Annotated in this window: 17 protein-coding genes; 6 read left to right on the forward strand and 11 right to left on the reverse strand. The window is 44.1% G+C overall.

Annotation, left to right across the window (positions count from 1 at the left end; genetic code table 11):
- Positions 1 to 205 precede the first annotated feature (205 nt).
- From rsmB to def, 3 genes are all read right to left on the reverse strand, one after another.
- Positions 206 to 1,576 carry a 16S rRNA (cytosine(967)-C(5))-methyltransferase RsmB gene (gene rsmB / locus KPL72_RS00805; protein ID WP_219701210.1) on the reverse strand — a complete coding sequence of 457 codons (1,371 nt, stop codon included), beginning with the start codon at positions 1,574 to 1,576 and terminating at the stop codon, positions 206 to 208.
- Positions 1,573 to 2,589, reverse strand: coding sequence for a methionyl-tRNA formyltransferase (gene fmt / locus KPL72_RS00810; RefSeq protein ID WP_219701213.1), 1,017 nt, complete (start codon positions 2,587 to 2,589; stop codon positions 1,573 to 1,575). Before fmt ends, rsmB begins: the two co-directional genes overlap by 4 nt.
- 85 nt (positions 2,590 to 2,674) lie before the next feature.
- The gene (gene def / locus KPL72_RS00815) at positions 2,675 to 3,190 is read right to left on the reverse strand and encodes a peptide deformylase (RefSeq protein WP_212917093.1); all 516 of its coding nucleotides are present in this window, start codon (positions 3,188 to 3,190) and stop codon (positions 2,675 to 2,677) included.
- 255 nt (positions 3,191 to 3,445) lie between these two features.
- Between def and dprA the strand changes: the two genes are divergently transcribed.
- On the forward strand, positions 3,446 to 4,768 hold the full coding sequence (gene dprA, locus KPL72_RS00820; protein ID WP_219701216.1) for a DNA-processing protein DprA: 1,323 nt from the start codon (positions 3,446 to 3,448) through the stop codon (positions 4,766 to 4,768).
- A 90-nt stretch (positions 4,769 to 4,858) separates the two neighbouring features.
- Here dprA and KPL72_RS00825 read toward each other — a convergent pair whose 3' ends face one another.
- Positions 4,859 to 5,275, reverse strand: coding sequence for an RNA-binding S4 domain-containing protein (locus KPL72_RS00825; protein ID WP_212917095.1), 417 nt, complete (start codon positions 5,273 to 5,275; stop codon positions 4,859 to 4,861).
- Positions 5,276 to 5,318: 43 nt separating this feature from the next.
- On the opposite strand from KPL72_RS00825, the gene cysQ reads away from it, so the two are divergent.
- Positions 5,319 to 6,167 (forward strand): 3'(2'),5'-bisphosphate nucleotidase CysQ, encoded by an 849-nt coding sequence (gene cysQ, locus KPL72_RS00830; RefSeq protein WP_219701219.1) that lies wholly within the window; start codon positions 5,319 to 5,321, stop codon positions 6,165 to 6,167.
- Positions 6,168 to 6,232: 65 nt separating this feature from the next.
- Here cysQ and KPL72_RS00835 read toward each other — a convergent pair whose 3' ends face one another.
- Positions 6,233 to 6,835 carry a TetR/AcrR family transcriptional regulator gene (locus KPL72_RS00835; protein ID WP_212917097.1) on the reverse strand — a complete coding sequence of 201 codons (603 nt, stop codon included), beginning with the start codon at positions 6,833 to 6,835 and terminating at the stop codon, positions 6,233 to 6,235.
- Positions 6,836 to 6,965: 130 nt separating this feature from the next.
- Here KPL72_RS00835 and fabF point away from each other — a divergent pair, with 130 nt between their 5' ends.
- Positions 6,966 to 8,234: a beta-ketoacyl-ACP synthase II gene (gene fabF, locus KPL72_RS00840; RefSeq protein ID WP_219701220.1), complete on the forward strand. Its 1,269-nt coding sequence runs from the start codon at positions 6,966 to 6,968 to the stop codon at positions 8,232 to 8,234.
- A gap of 117 nt (positions 8,235 to 8,351) precedes the next feature.
- Here fabF and KPL72_RS00845 read toward each other — a convergent pair whose 3' ends face one another.
- The 5 genes from KPL72_RS00845 to KPL72_RS00865 form a co-directional block, all read right to left on the reverse strand.
- Positions 8,352 to 9,674, reverse strand: coding sequence for a TRAP transporter large permease (locus KPL72_RS00845; RefSeq protein WP_219701223.1), 1,323 nt, complete (start codon positions 9,672 to 9,674; stop codon positions 8,352 to 8,354).
- Positions 9,671 to 10,225 carry a TRAP transporter small permease subunit gene (locus KPL72_RS00850; RefSeq protein ID WP_212917100.1) on the reverse strand — a complete coding sequence of 185 codons (555 nt, stop codon included), beginning with the start codon at positions 10,223 to 10,225 and terminating at the stop codon, positions 9,671 to 9,673. Before KPL72_RS00850 ends, KPL72_RS00845 begins: the two co-directional genes overlap by 4 nt.
- Positions 10,226 to 10,305: 80 nt before the next feature.
- Positions 10,306 to 11,331, reverse strand: a complete 1,026-nt coding sequence (locus KPL72_RS00855; RefSeq protein ID WP_219701226.1) for a TRAP transporter substrate-binding protein — start codon at positions 11,329 to 11,331, stop codon at positions 10,306 to 10,308.
- Between the two features lie 399 nt (positions 11,332 to 11,730).
- On the reverse strand, positions 11,731 to 11,910 hold the full coding sequence (locus tag KPL72_RS00860) for a hypothetical protein (RefSeq protein ID WP_219701229.1): 180 nt from the start codon (positions 11,908 to 11,910) through the stop codon (positions 11,731 to 11,733).
- Positions 11,911 to 11,978: 68 nt separating this feature from the next.
- A complete protein-coding gene (locus KPL72_RS00865; protein ID WP_219701230.1) occupies positions 11,979 to 12,380 on the reverse strand; it encodes an MCP four helix bundle domain-containing protein in 402 nt (133 codons plus the stop codon).
- Between the two features lie 333 nt (positions 12,381 to 12,713).
- Here KPL72_RS00865 and KPL72_RS00870 point away from each other — a divergent pair, with 333 nt between their 5' ends.
- Positions 12,714 to 13,652, forward strand: coding sequence for a LysR family transcriptional regulator (locus KPL72_RS00870; protein ID WP_219701234.1), 939 nt, complete (start codon positions 12,714 to 12,716; stop codon positions 13,650 to 13,652).
- A gap of 10 nt (positions 13,653 to 13,662) precedes the next feature.
- Here the strand turns inward: KPL72_RS00870 and KPL72_RS00875 are convergent, their stop codons facing one another.
- Entirely contained in the window at positions 13,663 to 14,385 is a 723-nt protein-coding gene (locus KPL72_RS00875; protein ID WP_212917104.1) for an FCD domain-containing protein, read from the reverse strand.
- Between the two features lie 216 nt (positions 14,386 to 14,601).
- Between KPL72_RS00875 and manD the strand changes: the two genes are divergently transcribed.
- Positions 14,602 to 15,813: a D-mannonate dehydratase ManD gene (manD, locus tag KPL72_RS00880; protein WP_212917105.1), complete on the forward strand. Its 1,212-nt coding sequence runs from the start codon at positions 14,602 to 14,604 to the stop codon at positions 15,811 to 15,813.
- 6 nt (positions 15,814 to 15,819) lie between these two features.
- Entirely contained in the window at positions 15,820 to 16,842 is a 1,023-nt protein-coding gene (locus KPL72_RS00885; protein ID WP_212917106.1) for a Zn-dependent oxidoreductase, read from the forward strand.
- The last annotated feature ends 41 nt before the right edge of the window (positions 16,843 to 16,883 follow it).

Genomic DNA, 16,883 nt, shown 5'->3' on the forward strand with positions numbered 1-16,883 from the left:
ATTTCTTTTGTTACTTATTGAGTGTTGAAACTGAGAGACAAGTTCGTAATCAGCAAAGGATAATATTAATTGAACGCAAAAAAACGCCCAACAAACTGTGTTTCATGTGAAACAATTTGTCGGGCTTTTTTATAAAACGACCTATTTTTCAGTCATTTGCTTGATATGATCTGTGCCTGTTTTTTATTTCTACTTACTAGACGGCTTAAGCTTTTTGAAGAAGGCAGTAGTAGAAACCATCGTGACCATCTGCATGGGGAAATAATTGTCGACCGTGACTAACAGGAATCCCCCATTCTACTGCAAGATCCGGCGCCAAAGAATTTAGTGCAACTTCTTTCGCGTCTTCTTGGTTTGCTAGGAAATGTTGGATTTGTTGTTCGTTTTCTTCTGGCATCAAGGAACAAGTTGCGTACAACATGAAGCCACCAGATTTTAACGTTGTCCAAACCTTGTTAAGAATCTCTCGCTGGATGATAACGAGATCATCAATGTCAGCTGGTTTTCGATTGATCTTAATGTCTGGGTTACGACGAATAACACCTGTTGCTGTACAAGGAACGTCGAGTAGGATTTTATCGAAATGCTCGCCATCCCACCATGCATCAAGATCACTCGCATCTGCACAGATCAACTGCGCCGAATAGCCAAGGCGTGCCAAATTGGATTCGATTTTTTCCATGCGCCATGGTTCTAGTTCAACGGCAGTGAGTTCCATTGAACTTAGTCCAGCAGAGTTGGCTTTCTCTAACAAGTGCCCTGTTTTTCCACCAGGTGCTGCACAGGCATCCAATACTTTTTCGCCGTTTTTGGGCGATAAAATATGAGCTGAAAGCTGAGCGGCTTCATCTTGAACGCTGACAAAACCTGCATCAAAACCTGGTAACTCTCCAACACGAATCGCATTTCTTAGGTACAAAGCTGAATCTGAAAATTCGCCATTTTCAGAGTCTATACCCAGATCAGCAAGTTGCTCCTTGTATGTTTCACGTGAAACCAGGCTGTCATTTACGCGAATGCACATTGGCGGATGCGTGTTACTTGCTTCGATAATGTCTTCAAGATTGTCTGGCCAATGTTTATTAAAACGTTTCACCAGCCATTTCGGCATGTTGAATTCTACAGAAGGTTGAGCTTCTAGAATCTCAACTATTTCGTCGGCTTCTCTTTGGTAGCGACGTAGCACCGCATTCATTAACTTGGTTGCCCAGTCTTTTTTCAAGATCCGGCACGCTTCTACTGTTTCGTTTACTGCCGCATGATCTGGGGTGTTCATGTAGGTTAATTGATACAAACCTAAAAGTAAGACAGCGTATAAATCTGTGTCCTTTTCTTCAAAAGGATGCGCCAATAAATGTAAGGCAATGCTGTTTAGTCTTGGGTACTGACGACATACACCAAAGCATAATTCTTTAAGCATTGGTGCATGTTCGCTTGCAACATCTATTTGATGGCGAGCAAGTTGCGTACTAAGTGAACCCTTTTGAAGCAGAATATTAGTGATGACTGTAACCGCCACTTGGCGAGCACTTTGCTGACTTGTGTTGGATGGGAGGCTATTGTCGTATTGGCTCATGCTGTTTGCTCACTCTTGTTTTCACTTTCATTAACGCCAAGACGCTGACCAATCTCTAAGGCTGCTTTGTGTTTACCGTTTAAGGCGTCTTGCACTTTCATGCGTTTGCCGCCTGCAAATTGGATCTCAGTAATAAGAATAGAACCTTGCCCTGTGGCAACGATAATACCCTCTTTGCTAACCACCAAAATATCGCCTGGTGTGGAAGCCTCATCGCTTACGCTGGCTATGTGTGCTGCATGGATTTTCATTACACCAGCAAGGCTGTTGGTGTAAGCGACTGGCCAAGGAGATAAACCGCGAATTTGACGCTCGATCAATTCTGCCGAAGATGCCCAGTTAACATCGCCTTCTTGCTTGGTAAGTTTCGCGGCGTAGCAAGTAAGGCTTTCATCTTGTTGCTCAGGGACTAATGTTCCGGCTTTGAATTTTTCTAGAGCTTCAATCAGTGTGCTGCCACCAAGAATAGCCAAGCGATCGTGCAACGTTTCTGACGTGTCTGTTGGTTTGATATCACAGTATGCTTTTAGCAGCATATCGCCAGTATCCAAACCAACATCCATTTGCATGATAGTAATGCCGGTTTCGTCATCGCCAGCAATCAGGGAACGATGAATAGGAGCTGCACCGCGCCAGCGAGGAAGCAAAGAAGCGTGAACATTAATGCAACCAAATTTAGGCGTATCCAATACGACTTTTGGCAGGATGATTCCGTACGCGGCGACAATCATAAGATCGGCTTCTAATGCGGCGAGCTGCGCCTTGTCTTCATCCTGTTTGAAATTTAACGGCTGATAAACTGGAATGTCGTTGGCGATAGCAAGTTGTTTAACTGGGCTCTGAACTAGCTTTTGACCACGGCCCGCTGGACGATCTGGCTGAGTGTAAACGCCGACGATCTCATACTGCTTTTCAGCATTTGAATCTTTCATCTTTGTTAAGAGCGCTTGCAGGCTAGCCGCTGCGAATTCTGGTGTACCAGCAAAAACGATACGAAGTGGTGAGGTCGGCATAAAGGTTCCTTAACAAAAAATCAGGCTAAAGCCTGATTTTATAATACGAGTATTAATGATCTATTGGCTAAAAAGAGTCGTCTTCTTAGCCTTGTTTTTGAGCTAGCTTATGGGCTTTTTCTAATTTGCTCTTAATGCGATTGCGCTTTAGAGGCGTTAAATAATCGACCATAAGTTTGCCGTCGAGGTGATCAACTTCATGTTGAACACAAACTGCCATTAGCTCATCAACTTCCAAAGAGAATGGTTTGCCGTTGCGGTCTAATGCTTTGACTCTTACTTTTGCAGCACGATAAATGTGCTCGTAAAAGCCAGGAACAGACAAACAACCTTCTTGGAATTCATTTGGCTCGTCGTCTAATATTTCGAATTCTGGATTAATAAAAACGATGGGCTCATTACGTTCTTCAGAAAAATCCATCACCACAAGACGGTGGTGATAATCCACTTGAGTTGCCGCCAAGCCCAAACCGTTTTCGTCATACATGGTATCAAGCATGTCGTCGATTTTTGTTTGTAGCTCGTCAGTGAACTCGGTAATTGGCTTCGCAATTTTGCGTAAGCGTTTGTCTGGGTATTCAAGTACAGTTAAAACAGCCATGATCTTTTCCAACGATGTGTCTTTGTTCATGAGCGGAGACGTTCTCTCCTACTCTTTTCATTACGTCTATTGTAACGCAAGTCTGGCCGTTGAGCAGTCTTCTCATGGCGGTTTTTTGGCCAATATGATTGAATAGCTTCCATAGTCAAAGACTATTCGCTTTTGGTTTTGTATTTTAAGTACTCTTATTTTGTTTTTTAAGTAAACGTACGGGCAAGGAATGCCCATGTTCAACTCGCAAGGAAGCCGTCTACCATGTCTACCTCTAACGCCTCAGGCTTGTCGAAAACTGATTGGTTATGCTTAAGTTTCTTATCTGGCATTGGCCCATCTCGACTCTCGCGTCTTTATACCTACCTCAGTCAACTCGATCATCATGTATCAACGGATGATGCTGAAAGCTTTTCCTTATTTAGTAATGAAGAGCTGAACGGCTCAAGTTCCTCTGAGACGATAACCTATGAATTATTGATCGCACTAAAGTGGCCAGAGATTACGGCGCGTCAGGCAATGGACTATTTTTCCAATGGCATACTCACAAAAGAACAAGAAACCAAGCGTGATGAGTCATTAGCTTGGTTGGAAGAAGCTGATCACTACTTAGTATTGCAAGAAGATGAGCATTACCCCAAGGCATTAAAAGAGATTACTGTCGCGCCGGCGTTTCTTTATGTAGAAGGTAACCGAGACACCTTGGCATTACCGAAAATCGGTATTGTGGGAGCGCGAAAATGTACGCGTTATGGAAGAGATGCCACCTTTCAACTTGCCGAGCAATTATCGGCTCGTGGTGTTTGCGTAGTGAGTGGTGGCGCGATGGGAGTCGATACAGCAGCGCATCAAGGCGCGTTATATAACAAGACAACACCAACCATTGCGGTAATGGGAACTGGTTTATTTCACCGTTACCCAAACCATAATCGTGAGATGTTCGAAGAGATTCTAGAGCAAGGCGGCGCATTAATAAGTGAATACCCACTATCAACCAGTCCTCGCCCTCACCTGTTTCCACCGCGGAATCGAATTATCAGTGGTTTAAGTATGGGCGTGCTGGTATCGGAGGCTTCTATAAAAAGTGGTTCATTGATCAGTGCGAGTTATGCCATACAACAAAACCGCGAAGTATTTGCTTTGCCTGGTCGTTTGATCGACCCGAAATCAGAGGGTTGTCATCAGTTGCTTCGACAAGGCGCAACCTTGGTTCGTAACGTGGATGACATCTTGGCGGAATGCTCAGAACTGCCCTCTGTTTCTGTAACGAAAAGCGCTAATGTAACGAAGAGTACTAAAAGCTCGACAGCTAACAAAAATAGTAAAAAACCATCATCCGAAAATAGAAACCAGCGAACTGAAAGTACGCCTATTTTGACCTCGAATCAGCTTCATGCTTTACCGGAATCTACTTCAGATAATGCCAAGGCAGTTATTGCCATTATGGAACAAGAAGCACAACCGATGGATTTTGATGCCTTGATTCGCCAAAGCAAAATGGACGCGGGATTGATGATGCAGGTGTTAATGGAATTGGAATTGTATGGCTGTGTGGAGAATCGAGAAGGTCTTTATTGCCGTTGTTGAATAGACGGCTCACCTTCTCGCTTACTTTACTTATTATCTTGAGGTGCAATTTTAGCTTGAGATGCAATGCGTGATATTGGATCTAGATTATTAGTTGTCGCTAAAAATATCTTTCTTCAGCTGCTTAATATCACGACGCTCTTTTTTGTTCGGCTTGTGGTCGGACATAATTCGACCACCAAAAGACTTGTTTTCGAGGGCGCGTTTTTCACGTTTCTCAATCGACTCTGGCGTTTCCTCATAAAGCAATTGTGCTTCAGGTGCGCCACGACGTTGGCCGCTGATGTCTTTGATTTCGACGACCTTTTCATCCCAACCAACTCGTATACCAATTAAGGCGCCAATTTCCACATTGCGGCTGGCTTTGCCCTTACTTCCGTTGTAAGACACCTTGCCGCCATCGATGGCGTCTTTACAAAGTGAACGAGTTTTAAAAAAACGTGCGGCCCAAAGCCACTTATCTAAACGAACGGCTTGTGGTGCCGACTGCTTTTCTGGTTTACTCATAAGAATGCGTTGACCCTATTCTGTTGTCATATTTGAGGCTGTTATGCAGGACGTTAGTAGACACCCAATTTTCCAAGCTCTTCAAAAAATAATACACGATGCCGCCGATGTGATCATGGACATTTATCAACGTGCCGATTTGGGTATCGAGCAAAAACTGGACGACAGTCCAGTTACTGCTGCCGATCTCGCTGCGCACAAAGTGATTCTAGCAGGTTTGCAAGCACTTACACCTGATATTCCTGTTCTTTCAGAAGAAGGCGTGGTTGCGTTTGAAGAGCGATCTAAATGGCCTATGTTGTGGATCGTAGACCCGCTCGATGGCACCAAAGAATTTATCAAGCGTAATGGCGAATTCAGTATCAACATCGCCTTGGTTGAAAATGGCGCGCCCATTCTTGGCGTGGTGTATTTGCCGACCACAACCGAAGGTTACTTTGGTGTGACCAAAGCCTGGCAAGACTTACCTATTGGCGCGTTTAAATGGCAAGGCGATGAATACGAAAGTATCAACGTCCGTGAACCACGCGAACCGATTATTGCCATGACAAGTCGTAGTCACGGCCCTGCTCTTCCAGCTTCGCTGAAAAATAAATTAAAGCAAAGTTACGAGCAAGTACGAGAGTTACCAAAAGGCAGCTCAATTAAAGGCTGCCGAATTGCAGAAGGGATTGCGGATTTGCATCTGCGTCGTGGCCCAACCAGTGAATGGGACACCGCCGCTCAGCAAGCCATCATCGAAGCCGCTGGCGGCATGCTTGTCACACCTGATGGAAAACCATTTCGCTACAACCAAAGAGAAACCCTACTCAATGGCCACTTCTTTGTATCGGGTGCTGAACTCGCCCCTTATGTGATGAACTGGTATCTAGAAAACGAGGAAGAAGAGTAAGCTTTACTCTTCTTGTTCTTCCCTTCCTATCTAATTGTTTCACGTGAAAAAAAGCTTCAAACTTTTTAACCTTCCACTGGTTCGCTATTTTTTAATCCGCTGTTAAGCCGATTGACGATGCGTTCTTGGGCGCGCTTTAGGAAGTCGCTTTGCAGCGGTTGGGTGAAAGAGCGTGCGATGGCGACTGTTCCCACTAAGGACACGACTGTCTCTTCTGCAAGAGCTTCGGCTTCTTGGCTACCACGTTTTTTCAGAATCCCTGCAAGACGGTCGACCAAACTATCGAAGCAAACTTGGTAGGCTTGGCGAACTTTTTCTTCTTTGTGTGCGGCGTCAGTAACTAAAAATTCCAATGGCGATGGATGTTCTTTGTCATTTCGACCCCAGCTAAGGTAGCGAGTCACCAGTGCCTTAATATGGGTTTCTTTTCCTTCGGTCTGTTTGTCGTCCCTCGCCCAGAAAGCATTGGAGCTAGCAAATTGCATGGCCGCTTCATATAGACTGCTTTTACCAGAAAAATGCGCATAAAACGCACCGTGTGTCATGTTCGCTTTTTTCATGATTTGGGTAAGCGTGACCCGATCAAAACCGTGAGAGCAAAATAATTTTGCAGCAGCATGTAATATACGCTGTCTAGTTTGCTCTTTGTGTTTGGCTGTGTAAGACATATTTTTTGCCCCTACTTGTACTAGACTAAAGCTTAATTTATTTAAGAAAATTAGCTAAATATTATCTTGATCATATTTTGTCTCACTATAGCATGAGTATGGTATTTCTGCTGAAATTAAAGAGGTTTTTATGTCACTTAAAGAACGAATTGTTATCACTGGTATGGGCTTGGTGTCACCGCTTGGTTTAGGTGTTGCTTCGGTCTGGGATCGCTTGATTCGTGGTGAATCTGGTATTCGTTTATTACCTACAACCTTGTCTGAAGGCGTTAGCACTCATATTGCCGGACAGGTTCCAAGTCACACAGAACAAGCTAATGGTTTGAATGAATCAGACTATCTGTCACCTAAAGACCGTAAGCGTGTCGATCTGTTTACATTATTTGCCCTTGCTGCTGCAGAAGAAGCATTAACCCAAGCTAATTGGCATCCAACGTCTGCTGAAGATCAAGAAGCAACGGCAACTATTATTGCCACTGGTATCGGTGGTTTACCGACCATTACTCATGCGCATTCAGTTTTAAAAGAGCAAGGTGCTCGTCGAGTGTCACCTTTTACGGTTCCAGCGTTTCTTGCCAATCTAGCGGCGGGTAACGTTTCTATCAAATATGGATTCAAAGGGCCTATTGGCACGCCTGTGACCGCTTGTGCGGCAGGCGTACAGGCGATTGGCGATGCGATGCGTTTATTGCGTACTGGTGAAGCAAAAGTGGCTTTGGCTGGCGGTACAGAAGCCTGTATCGATCCATTGTCTTTGGCTGGTTTTGGTGCCTTGAAGGCGCTTTCTACTCGAAATGATGCTCCTGAAAAAGCGTCTCGTCCTTTTGATAAAGATCGTGAAGGCTTTGTTATGGGCGAAGGTTCTGGCCTTGTTGTACTTGAAACCCTTGAACATGCCTTAGCCCGCGGTGCAACACCTTTGGCTGAGATCGTTGGTTATGGCACCAGTGCAGATGCTTACCATCTGACATCTGGCCCAGAAGACGGCAACGGTGCTGCCCGTGCGATGCAAACAGCGCTTAAAATGGCTGGCATTTCTGCGGATCAAATTGGCTATGTGAATGCTCATGCTACGTCGACTCCAGTGGGCGATCGTGGTGAGATTAACGCCTTGCGTCGTGTGTTTGGCGAGAAAGTAACAGAAGTGGCGATCTCTTCTACTAAGTCCGCAACAGGTCATTTACTTGGTGCTGCCGGTGGCGTGGAAACGATTTTCAGTGCGCAGGCGCTAATTTCAGGTATTTTGCCTCCGACGCTAAACCTTGAAACTCCAGAAGACAGCATGGCGGATTTAGATCTTATTCCATTGATTGCACGTGAAAAAGCGGTCGACTATGTGTTGTGTAATGGCTTTGGTTTTGGCGGAGTAAACGCAGCGATTATCTTGAAGCGCTATTAATTAATAGCAGACAAAATTTTTAAAATAGTAAAGCTCTAAACAAAAAAGCCAGTGTGATTCACACTGGCTTTTTTTATTTCTAATGATAATGAGCAACAGTCACGAATTAGATGAAAATTATGAGTCCATTAGTTGATTAGGCAACCAGGTTACCAATTCTGGGAACATCATTACGATGACAAGAACCAGAAGTTTCAGCAATACAAATGGCGTAATGGATTTGTAGATATCCAACATGGTGATGCCAGGAGGCGCGATGCCTTTTAGGTAAAACAAAGCAAAACCATAAGGTGGCGTTTGTACGGCAATTTCAATGTTTAGAATCATCAAGATACCAAACCAAATAGGATCATAACCCAGAGACACGGCAATCGGTGTGAAGATAGGCGCACACATTAGGACGATGATAAATTCATCGATAATGAAGCCTAGCAACAGCATGATCAACTGGAACAACATGATGACGACAATCGGTGGTAAGCCCAAATCTTGGGTGAAACCCGCAACCATGTTTTGCACGCCCATCAGCAAATGGAAGTTACTGAAAACCGACGCGCCAACAATAATCCACATCGCCACACTGACCAGTAATGCGGCTTGCATCCCCGCTTTTTGTACCATACGTGGTTTGAAGCGTTTAAAGAAAATCGCTAGAACAATTGCGCCCACAACACCTATCGCACCAGACTCTGTTGGTGTCGCGATGCCCATGATGATGCTACCAAGCACGGCAACAATTAACAGCAGAGACAATAAGCCATCACGAGCTGTTAGGAACTTCTCTTTTTGCGTTGGTTGAACTTCTGGCACCACATCCATCGGCGCGCGTTTTGGGTTCAACTTACAGGAAATCACCACGTAACCGATTAGCAAAACAATAGTGATAAGCGCTGGAATCAAGGCACCGATGAACATGCGCCCTACTGAGTTCTGCGTAGACGATGCAAACATGATCATCGGGATGCTAGGTGGAATCAAAATACCTAAGCCGCCACCCGCCATAATAACGCCAAGCGCTAGACGTTTATCGTAGCCGCGCTCTAACATTGGACGCAGAGCGATACTGCCTGAAGTCATGATGCCCGCGCCGATAATGCCAACCATGGCACCAATCATAGAGCACACCACGATCACGCTGATAGCGAGTGAACCACGTACTCGACCAATTAACATTTGGCTGGCATTGAACATGGCGTCGCCAATACCGGATCGGGTGAGCAATTGACCCATGTAAATATACAAAGGGATAGCAAGCAGGATAAAACTAAAATGGGTTGATTCTAGCGTAGTAGGAATGACGTTAAATAAGGCATCGCCCCAGGTCATATAACCTATGCCCATGGCAATACCGCCAAGGGCTAAACCAACCGGTGCACCTAAGGCAAAGGACGCTATGATACAGGCAAATAAAATGCCCGTTAATAACTCAATACTAATCATTGTGCGGTTTCCTCTTGTTCGGTCGGTGCTTCTGGTAATAAGGGTTTACCAGTAATTGCTTGGTGTAATGAATCAATCCAGTCGCTGGAAAGTTGCAAAATAAGCAAAACACTAGCGATTGCCATCATTAACCAGTAATGATGCATATGAGGCGCCCATTCACTTTGACGTCGGTAGTTAAACTCGAGCGCTTCTTCAAACTTACCTATGCTCATTTTGCAGACGATAACCATAAAGAACATGGCGAGAGCGAATGAAAATAGGTTAAATATGCTTTTCGTTCGAGCTGAGACTTTGTTGTAAAGGATATCGACATTGATGTGGGCACGTTGCTGTTGGGCATAAGCGCCGCCTAATGCCGCAATATAACCAAAGATAAATAGCGAAGTGTCGTAAGCCCAAATGGTTGGACTATCTAATATGTAACGAGAGAAAACCTCGAAAGCAACGACAAATGCTAATACTGGCATAAGATAGGAAACGGAATTCCCAATGAAAGCCACCAACGCGTGGACTCCAAGACAATAGCGCCTAATCGCAGTCATTATCATTGTTTTGTACCTGTAAGGATGGATCGAAATTAAAACGGCCTTCTACGAAGAGAAGGCCGTTTTAGTTATTGCACAGGAGATTATTTCTGTTCTTTACGAAGAACGTCAATCAACTCTTTGCTGTATTTGTCTGCCGCTGCGTACTCATCCCAAAGTTTCGCACCTGCTGCTTTCCAAGCTGCTTTGTCTTCTGCACTTGGCTCTGGGCTCCACTGAAGGCCTTTTGCTTCCATATCAGCAACCGCTTGAGATTCCCAAAGTTTAGACTTGGTCATTTGCTCTTGAGCGTGAACGGTTGTCGCCGCTTTAACAATGGCCTTTAAGTCCGCTGGAAGTTTGTTCCAAGCGCTTTGGTTAACGATAATAGGTAACACTTGTGCGCCAGCTAGAGGAAGTGGGTACATATATTTCGCTACTTCTACGTGGTTACCATCGCGGTGATCAATCATGTTAGAACCGATAGAACCGTCGATTACGCCAGTTGAAAGACTTGTGTAGATCTCAGACCAAGCTAGAGAAACAGGAGAAGCGCCTAGGTTACGTAGGAACTTACCGTATGCGCCTGGTGCACGGATTTTCAAGCCTTGGAAATCGGCAATCGAATTGATTGGCTTCTTAGTAATAACGTAAACCGCTGGCTGAATGTAAGGGTCAAGCCAAACTAGACCTTGCTCGCCGTAGGCTTTTTTAAGGATTGGCGCCCAGCCTTTTTCTTGGAACAAGGTAGTTAGTTCACCTACATCACTGGTTCCACCAGGTAGACCGATTTCAACCAAACCAGCTGGAAGCTCACCTGCGTTCAAAGATTGGAAAGTCGCGCCCATGGTGATTAGGCCTGTTTTTACGGCACCAAAAATGCCAGAAGAACCAACACCTTCACCGTCGTACAAAACTTGTACCTTGATGCGGCCGTCAGACATAGTCTCAATGTTTTTTGCTAAATCTTCATATACAGCACCGAAGGCAGAGCCTCGGCTGTATAGGTTAGCGAAGCGCCAGTTGTAATCTGCAGCATTAGCAGAAGAAGCGACAGCGCCTAATCCAAGAGCTACCGCTAGAGAACTTACAACCAATCGTTTTTTTACTTTTAGTATCGCCTTAATCATTGAGCTACCTCGAGAGCAAAAGTGCATAAAAAAGTCACGCCTTTGTGGTTGTGACACCTTGTACTCGATACTTTCAAAAAGCCTAAGAGCAATAAAGCTCACAAAATCTATCTAAAGTTTTGTCGGCATCAAACAATCCAAAAAGACAAAATCTGTTATAAATCATATAACTAACTGCAATTTGGTGCACAATAAAGAGGCTTGGCAACCCTTTTTGGTGCAAAAAATAGATTAGTTGAATGCACCAATAGTGTGAATATTATTGATCTATGATGTTGAAAACGTGCATTTTCTTTGCTTTTTTAAATATGCGGTCGAGTCTTTTGTCTGTAATTTATTGCTGCACCAAATTAGGGCTTCATGATTTTTCGTGGAAGCCCTTTTCAAGGGTTTTGACTGTTAAGCCACGTCAAAACCTTGGATTTGGTTGGCTAATTCTTTGGTTTGGTTGTGAACATTTTTATTTGCCATCTGCTGAATAGCTGCCTGTAAGGCGGCTTGGTGTTCAGCATCGCTGTAAGCGAGAAAGTCTTTCTCTCTTACCCTTACTTCTTTAAAGCTTGCGGCAAAGCTTGCCAATGATTTGAGTTGTTCAGCTAAGGCTTGCGCCGATTGGTTTAATCGACCCAGCGCGCCAGTTTTACCGCTTAACCGAGGGTGATTAAATTTTGCAGGTGACTTTCAAGCGCGGATAAATAATTAGGCTGCAAAGCTTGGCTGTTCCTTAAGCGAGCTTTGCCTTCGGTATCGAGTAAATCTGCTCTGATGCTAAACCCAGCGGAGGTCTCATTTTTTATTTTTACTAATGTTTGGCTGATAGCATCAACATTGTCAGGTGAAAGGGTTGCCATTTCTCGTTCAAATTGTAGTAAAGCAATTTCAACGTCTTTCACTTCACTGGTTAGCCTGCTCAGCTCGGTGGCATCGTCGGACGCATTCGACATTTGCGACAAGTTATAAATGGAATAATCGCCAAACCCCGCGTACCCAACACAGACCAAAACAACAATCGCAATTAGTTTTTGACGAACGGATAACGCGATGGACATATCAACCTCCTTTAGACCCTTTCTGAAAAGAAGGGAAGCAATCAAAATGACAAAAAAAGCCTGTTTATCAAGTGAGACAAACAGGCCAAAATAACGTGCTGGAAGAATGAAATGAAAGGTCAGTATTTAACGCTTCACTTCAGGGTATAACCAAGCGGATACGAATCATCCTGAATACATAAAACGTCATCATGAAGACATTTTGCTGCGGTAGCCGACGTCTCTTACCTTAAAGAAGCAGAAAGAGGGATGAAAGTAGCTTAAATCAATGTAAAGTTAGAGAATCAACGAACTAAATTGTGACGAACAGGTTAATACACATGGGGAGAGGCGATGAGTGTTAAAAATTACTCACTGGGGCAAGTCGGTGATTATGAAATAAAACAGCTAAAAGTCTTTAAAACTGTCGTAGATTGCGGTGGTTTTTCGGCTGCGGAAACCTCTCTTAATATTGGTCGATCGACTATCAGCCTGCACATCTCCAATCTAGAAGCGCGTTTGAACCTTGTCTTGTGTAAACGTGGCCGTGGTGGATTTTCTCTCACAGAAGAAGGCGTTATCATCTATAAAATGACCGAGAATCTACTCGAATCATTAGATACCTTTCGAACCACAGTAAACAACCTAAATGCCAGCTTAACCGGCAAACTGCGTCTTGCCCTTTCCGACAAAGTGAGTCTTGATCCTCGCAGTCATTTCCCTGAAATGATCCAGCGATTTTCGACTGAAGCCCCAGAAGTATCGATCACGACGAACGTGTCTTCTATGTCTAACATTGAGCGCATGATTTTGAATGATGAAGCCGACATAGGTTTCATTCCCTATCATCGTAAACTGGATGGTTTAAGTTACGTACATTTATACAGCGACGATTGTTACCTGTATTGTGGGAAGGATCATCCATTAGCCACTATGTCCGTTGAAGATCAAGACGAAAAAGTGGACAAATACCCTGCTACTCACGCGGGATTAAAACCACATGAAGCGGTTAGCGAACAGATTTCCCAGATGAACCTCACTGCGATCTCGTATTTCTATGACAGCCGCTTAGCCTTGATCCTATCGGGCCGATACATAGGTTTCTTACCTGAACGCTATGCTGAGTCATATGTTGAGTCCGGACAAATCGTTGCTGTAGCGCCAGAAAACCGTTCTTACACCTTAGGTGTCGCCGTGATTTGCAAGAAAACCACTCAGCCTAATAAACCCCGCGAATTATTCCTGAAAGTGTTACATCAGACGGTAGAAGAGCTAATTTCTGCGCCTTATTAATGTATTCGTGCTAACTGTTTGGTTGGGCAAAAAGGTAACCATCAAAATCCGGTGCGTCTGTGTCTGAGAGCTTAAACAAGGTTTGTTTAACGTTTTCTAAATGTTGCCACATCGCCTGTCTTGCTCCTTCTGCATTTCGTTTACGTAGCTGAACAAGCACCTTTTTGTGATCCTCTAACCATTGGTCATGGTAAGACGTGTCTTGTATACGTGCATGGAGCTTTTTCCACATCGGATTGCCATCGCGCATATCCCATAAGCGTGTCGCAGTATCAAGCAACACTGTATTTTGAGTCGCTTGTGCAATAGATAGATGAAAGTCTCTGTCTGCGTTATTGGCTTTTTCGACTATTTCTAATTCCGCACTCTCGATATCTAGAATATCTTGCAGCTTTTGCAGATCCTGCTTGGTAATGACGGATGCTGCACACGCCGCTATTGAGCTTTCTATCTCTTGACGTGCTTGTAATAGCTCAAATGGACCCACATCCGACACTTTATTATTTGCCTTCAAAGAAAGGTTATTTTTTAAATAGCTGCCAGAGCCTTTTCGAACTTCGATCAACTCCTCGATTTCTAGCATGATAAAGGCTTCTCTAACCAATGTTCTGCTGACACCAAAGAGTTCCGCGTAGACGCGTTCCGTTGGCAGTTTATCGCCAACTTTAATGTTCGATTTTGCAATCTCTTGTTTAATGCTTTCGCCAATTTCTCTGTAGAGTCGTTCTGCCATAGTGGGTTCTTAGTAATTCTGTATTGCCAATAATCTGGTATGCCATTTTTACGTAACTCGTGTAAGAAGTCGATATTTTAATCAGATTAGGCGAAGAATAAATGATATTGGTATGCCAATATTGGCTTAATACTTGTTTTAATCTGCTTATTCAGCTAATTTTGTCTCACTTATAGAAATTTGGTATGCCAAAAAAATAATTAGGTACCTTTATTTATGAAAATTCGATCAGCAAAAGTAATAGTGACTTGCCCTGGCCGCAATCTAGTCACACTGAAAATAGAAACCGACGAAGGTGTTTATGGCATTGGTGATGCAACACTTAATGGTCGTGAACAATCTGTTGTTGCCTACCTTGAAGACCATGTCATCCCTACCCTAATAGGTAAAGACCCTCAGCGAATAGAAGATATTTGGCAGTATTTGTACCGTGGTGCGTATTGGCGTCGTGGTCCTGTTGGCATGACAGCCATCGCCGCTGTCGATGTTGCTTTGTGGGATATAAAAGCCAAATTAGCGGGAATGCCTCTGTACCAATTACTTGGCGGTAAAAGCCGTGAAAAAGTCATGGTCTATGGACATGCAACAGGGTTAGATATTGAGTCTTGTCTTGAAGAAGTTCGTAAGCATGTTGAACTTGGTTATAAAGCCGTTCGAGTGCAATGTGGTATACCAGGCATACCTACCACCTACGGCGTTTCTAAAGAAGCTGGCAAACCTTATGAGCCAGCTGATTCTGCCTTACCTGCCGAACATGTTTGGTCTACGGAAAAATACCTTAATCATGTACCTGAACTATTTGCCGCTGTTCGCAAAGAGTTTGGTGAAGATTTGCATATCTTGCATGATGTACACCATCGCCTCACGCCAATCCAAGCAGCGCGTTTAGGCAAAGAAGTCGAGAAGTTTCACTTATTCTGGTTAGAAGATTGTACGCCTGTTGAAAATCAGTCTTCCTATGAACTAATTCGTAAACATACGACGACACCTCTCGCGATTGGCGAAGTATTCAATAGTTTGTCTGATTGCCAAGAGTTGATTCAAAATCAGCTAATAGATTACATCCGTGCAACAATCACTCATGCAGGCGGCATCACTAATGTACGCCGTATCGCTGACTTTGCCTCTATCTATCATGTCAAAACTGGCTTCCATGGTGCGACGGACCTTTCCCCTATTTGCATGGGGGCTGCACTGCATTTTGATACTTGGGTGCCTAACTTTGGCATTCAAGAACACATGCCTCACACCAAGGAAACGGATCTAGTTTTCCCTCATGCTTATGAGTTCAAAGATGGTTTCTTCACACCTGGTGACGTACCTGGTCATGGCGTGGATATTGATGAAGAGCTTGCCGCGAAATATCCCTATAAACCTGCTTATCTTCCGGTTAACCGCCTAGAAGATGGCACCTTGTGGAATTGGTAGAAAATTATGAAAGCGTTTCAAGTAGCGAATGTAAATGACTATGCCTTGATTGATACCAAACAGCCTGTCGCTGAGGCTGGCGAAGTATTGATTAAAACTGCCTTTGCCGGAATTTGTGGGTCCGATCTGCATATTATTCACGGACAAAACCCTTTTGTTCAGTTTCCTCGAATTACTGGCCATGAATTTTCGGGTGTTGTCGCCGCAGTTGGCGAAGGCGTCACCCACGTAAAAATTGGCGATAAAGTGTGTGTTGATCCTGTTATTAGCTGCGGTGAATGTTATGCCTGCCGTGCTGGTCGATTTAACGTTTGTGCGAAATTACAAGTGTTTGGCGTCCATCGAAATGGTGGCTTTGGTGAGTTCACCAGTGCGCCTGCCAGCAACGTACTAGTGCTTCCTGACAATGTCACGCTTGAGCAAGCCGCATTAGTCGAACCTTATTCCATTGCTACTAATGTGTTGTCTCGAATGGAGCCAATTCCAGGTGATACCTTGCTGGTTTACGGTGCTGGCGTGATCGGTTTGACCATAGTGCAAGTGGCGAAAGCCATGGGTATTGAGCGCATCATTGTCACCGATATCGTTGATGAACGCTTAGAAACGGCTAAATCTCTTGGTGCAACGGATGTCATTAATAGCCGAGAGCACAAAGTTGAAGACTGTATCCGAGAATGGACAAATGGCGAAGGTGTACCTTTGATTGCCGACGCGGCATGCATTCCTGCTCTTTTGCCTGAAATTCTACGTATCGCCTGCCCTGCTGGACGTATTGGCTTGTTGGGTTTCAGTACAACACCAAGTGATTTAGCGCAAATTGAAGTTATTAAGAAAGAACTGACGATTGTAGGTTCGCGCCTCAATAATCGTCGTTTTCCTCAAGTGCTTGAAATGATTGCATCAGGTCGTTTGGATCCTTTGGCATTAATTAGTCATCGGATTGCTTTAAACGACATTGGCGATGGTATTCAGCTAATGGAAAACCACCCTGAACTTACTCGTAAAGTGCTTGTTGAGATGAGTAAGTAATTTATAACCCTAGAGTATAAATCTAATAATAAAAACGGAGT

Source organism: Marinomonas lutimaris (genome assembly GCF_019426345.1).
GTDB classification, from domain to species: domain Bacteria; phylum Pseudomonadota; class Gammaproteobacteria; order Pseudomonadales; family Marinomonadaceae; genus Marinomonas; species Marinomonas lutimaris.

Coding starts and splice junctions, on each gene's coding strand:
- rsmB (WP_219701210.1), bottom strand. CDS start 1,576: ATGAGCCAATACGACAATAGCCTCCCATCCAACACAAGTCAGCAAAGT.
- fmt (WP_219701213.1), bottom strand. CDS start 2,589: ATGCCGACCTCACCACTTCGTATCGTTTTTGCTGGTACACCAGAATTC.
- def (WP_212917093.1), bottom strand. CDS start 3,190: ATGGCTGTTTTAACTGTACTTGAATACCCAGACAAACGCTTACGCAAA.
- dprA (WP_219701216.1), top strand. CDS start 3,446: ATGTCTACCTCTAACGCCTCAGGCTTGTCGAAAACTGATTGGTTATGC.
- KPL72_RS00825 (WP_212917095.1), bottom strand. CDS start 5,275: ATGAGTAAACCAGAAAAGCAGTCGGCACCACAAGCCGTTCGTTTAGAT.
- cysQ (WP_219701219.1), top strand. CDS start 5,319: ATGCAGGACGTTAGTAGACACCCAATTTTCCAAGCTCTTCAAAAAATA.
- KPL72_RS00835 (WP_212917097.1), bottom strand. CDS start 6,835: ATGTCTTACACAGCCAAACACAAAGAGCAAACTAGACAGCGTATATTA.
- fabF (WP_219701220.1), top strand. CDS start 6,966: ATGTCACTTAAAGAACGAATTGTTATCACTGGTATGGGCTTGGTGTCA.
- KPL72_RS00845 (WP_219701223.1), bottom strand. CDS start 9,674: ATGATTAGTATTGAGTTATTAACGGGCATTTTATTTGCCTGTATCATA.
- KPL72_RS00850 (WP_212917100.1), bottom strand. CDS start 10,225: ATGATAATGACTGCGATTAGGCGCTATTGTCTTGGAGTCCACGCGTTG.
- KPL72_RS00855 (WP_219701226.1), bottom strand. CDS start 11,331: ATGATTAAGGCGATACTAAAAGTAAAAAAACGATTGGTTGTAAGTTCT.
- KPL72_RS00865 (WP_219701230.1), bottom strand. CDS start 12,380: ATGTCCATCGCGTTATCCGTTCGTCAAAAACTAATTGCGATTGTTGTT.
- KPL72_RS00870 (WP_219701234.1), top strand. CDS start 12,714: ATGAGTGTTAAAAATTACTCACTGGGGCAAGTCGGTGATTATGAAATA.
- KPL72_RS00875 (WP_212917104.1), bottom strand. CDS start 14,385: ATGGCAGAACGACTCTACAGAGAAATTGGCGAAAGCATTAAACAAGAG.
- manD (WP_212917105.1), top strand. CDS start 14,602: ATGAAAATTCGATCAGCAAAAGTAATAGTGACTTGCCCTGGCCGCAAT.
- KPL72_RS00885 (WP_212917106.1), top strand. CDS start 15,820: ATGAAAGCGTTTCAAGTAGCGAATGTAAATGACTATGCCTTGATTGAT.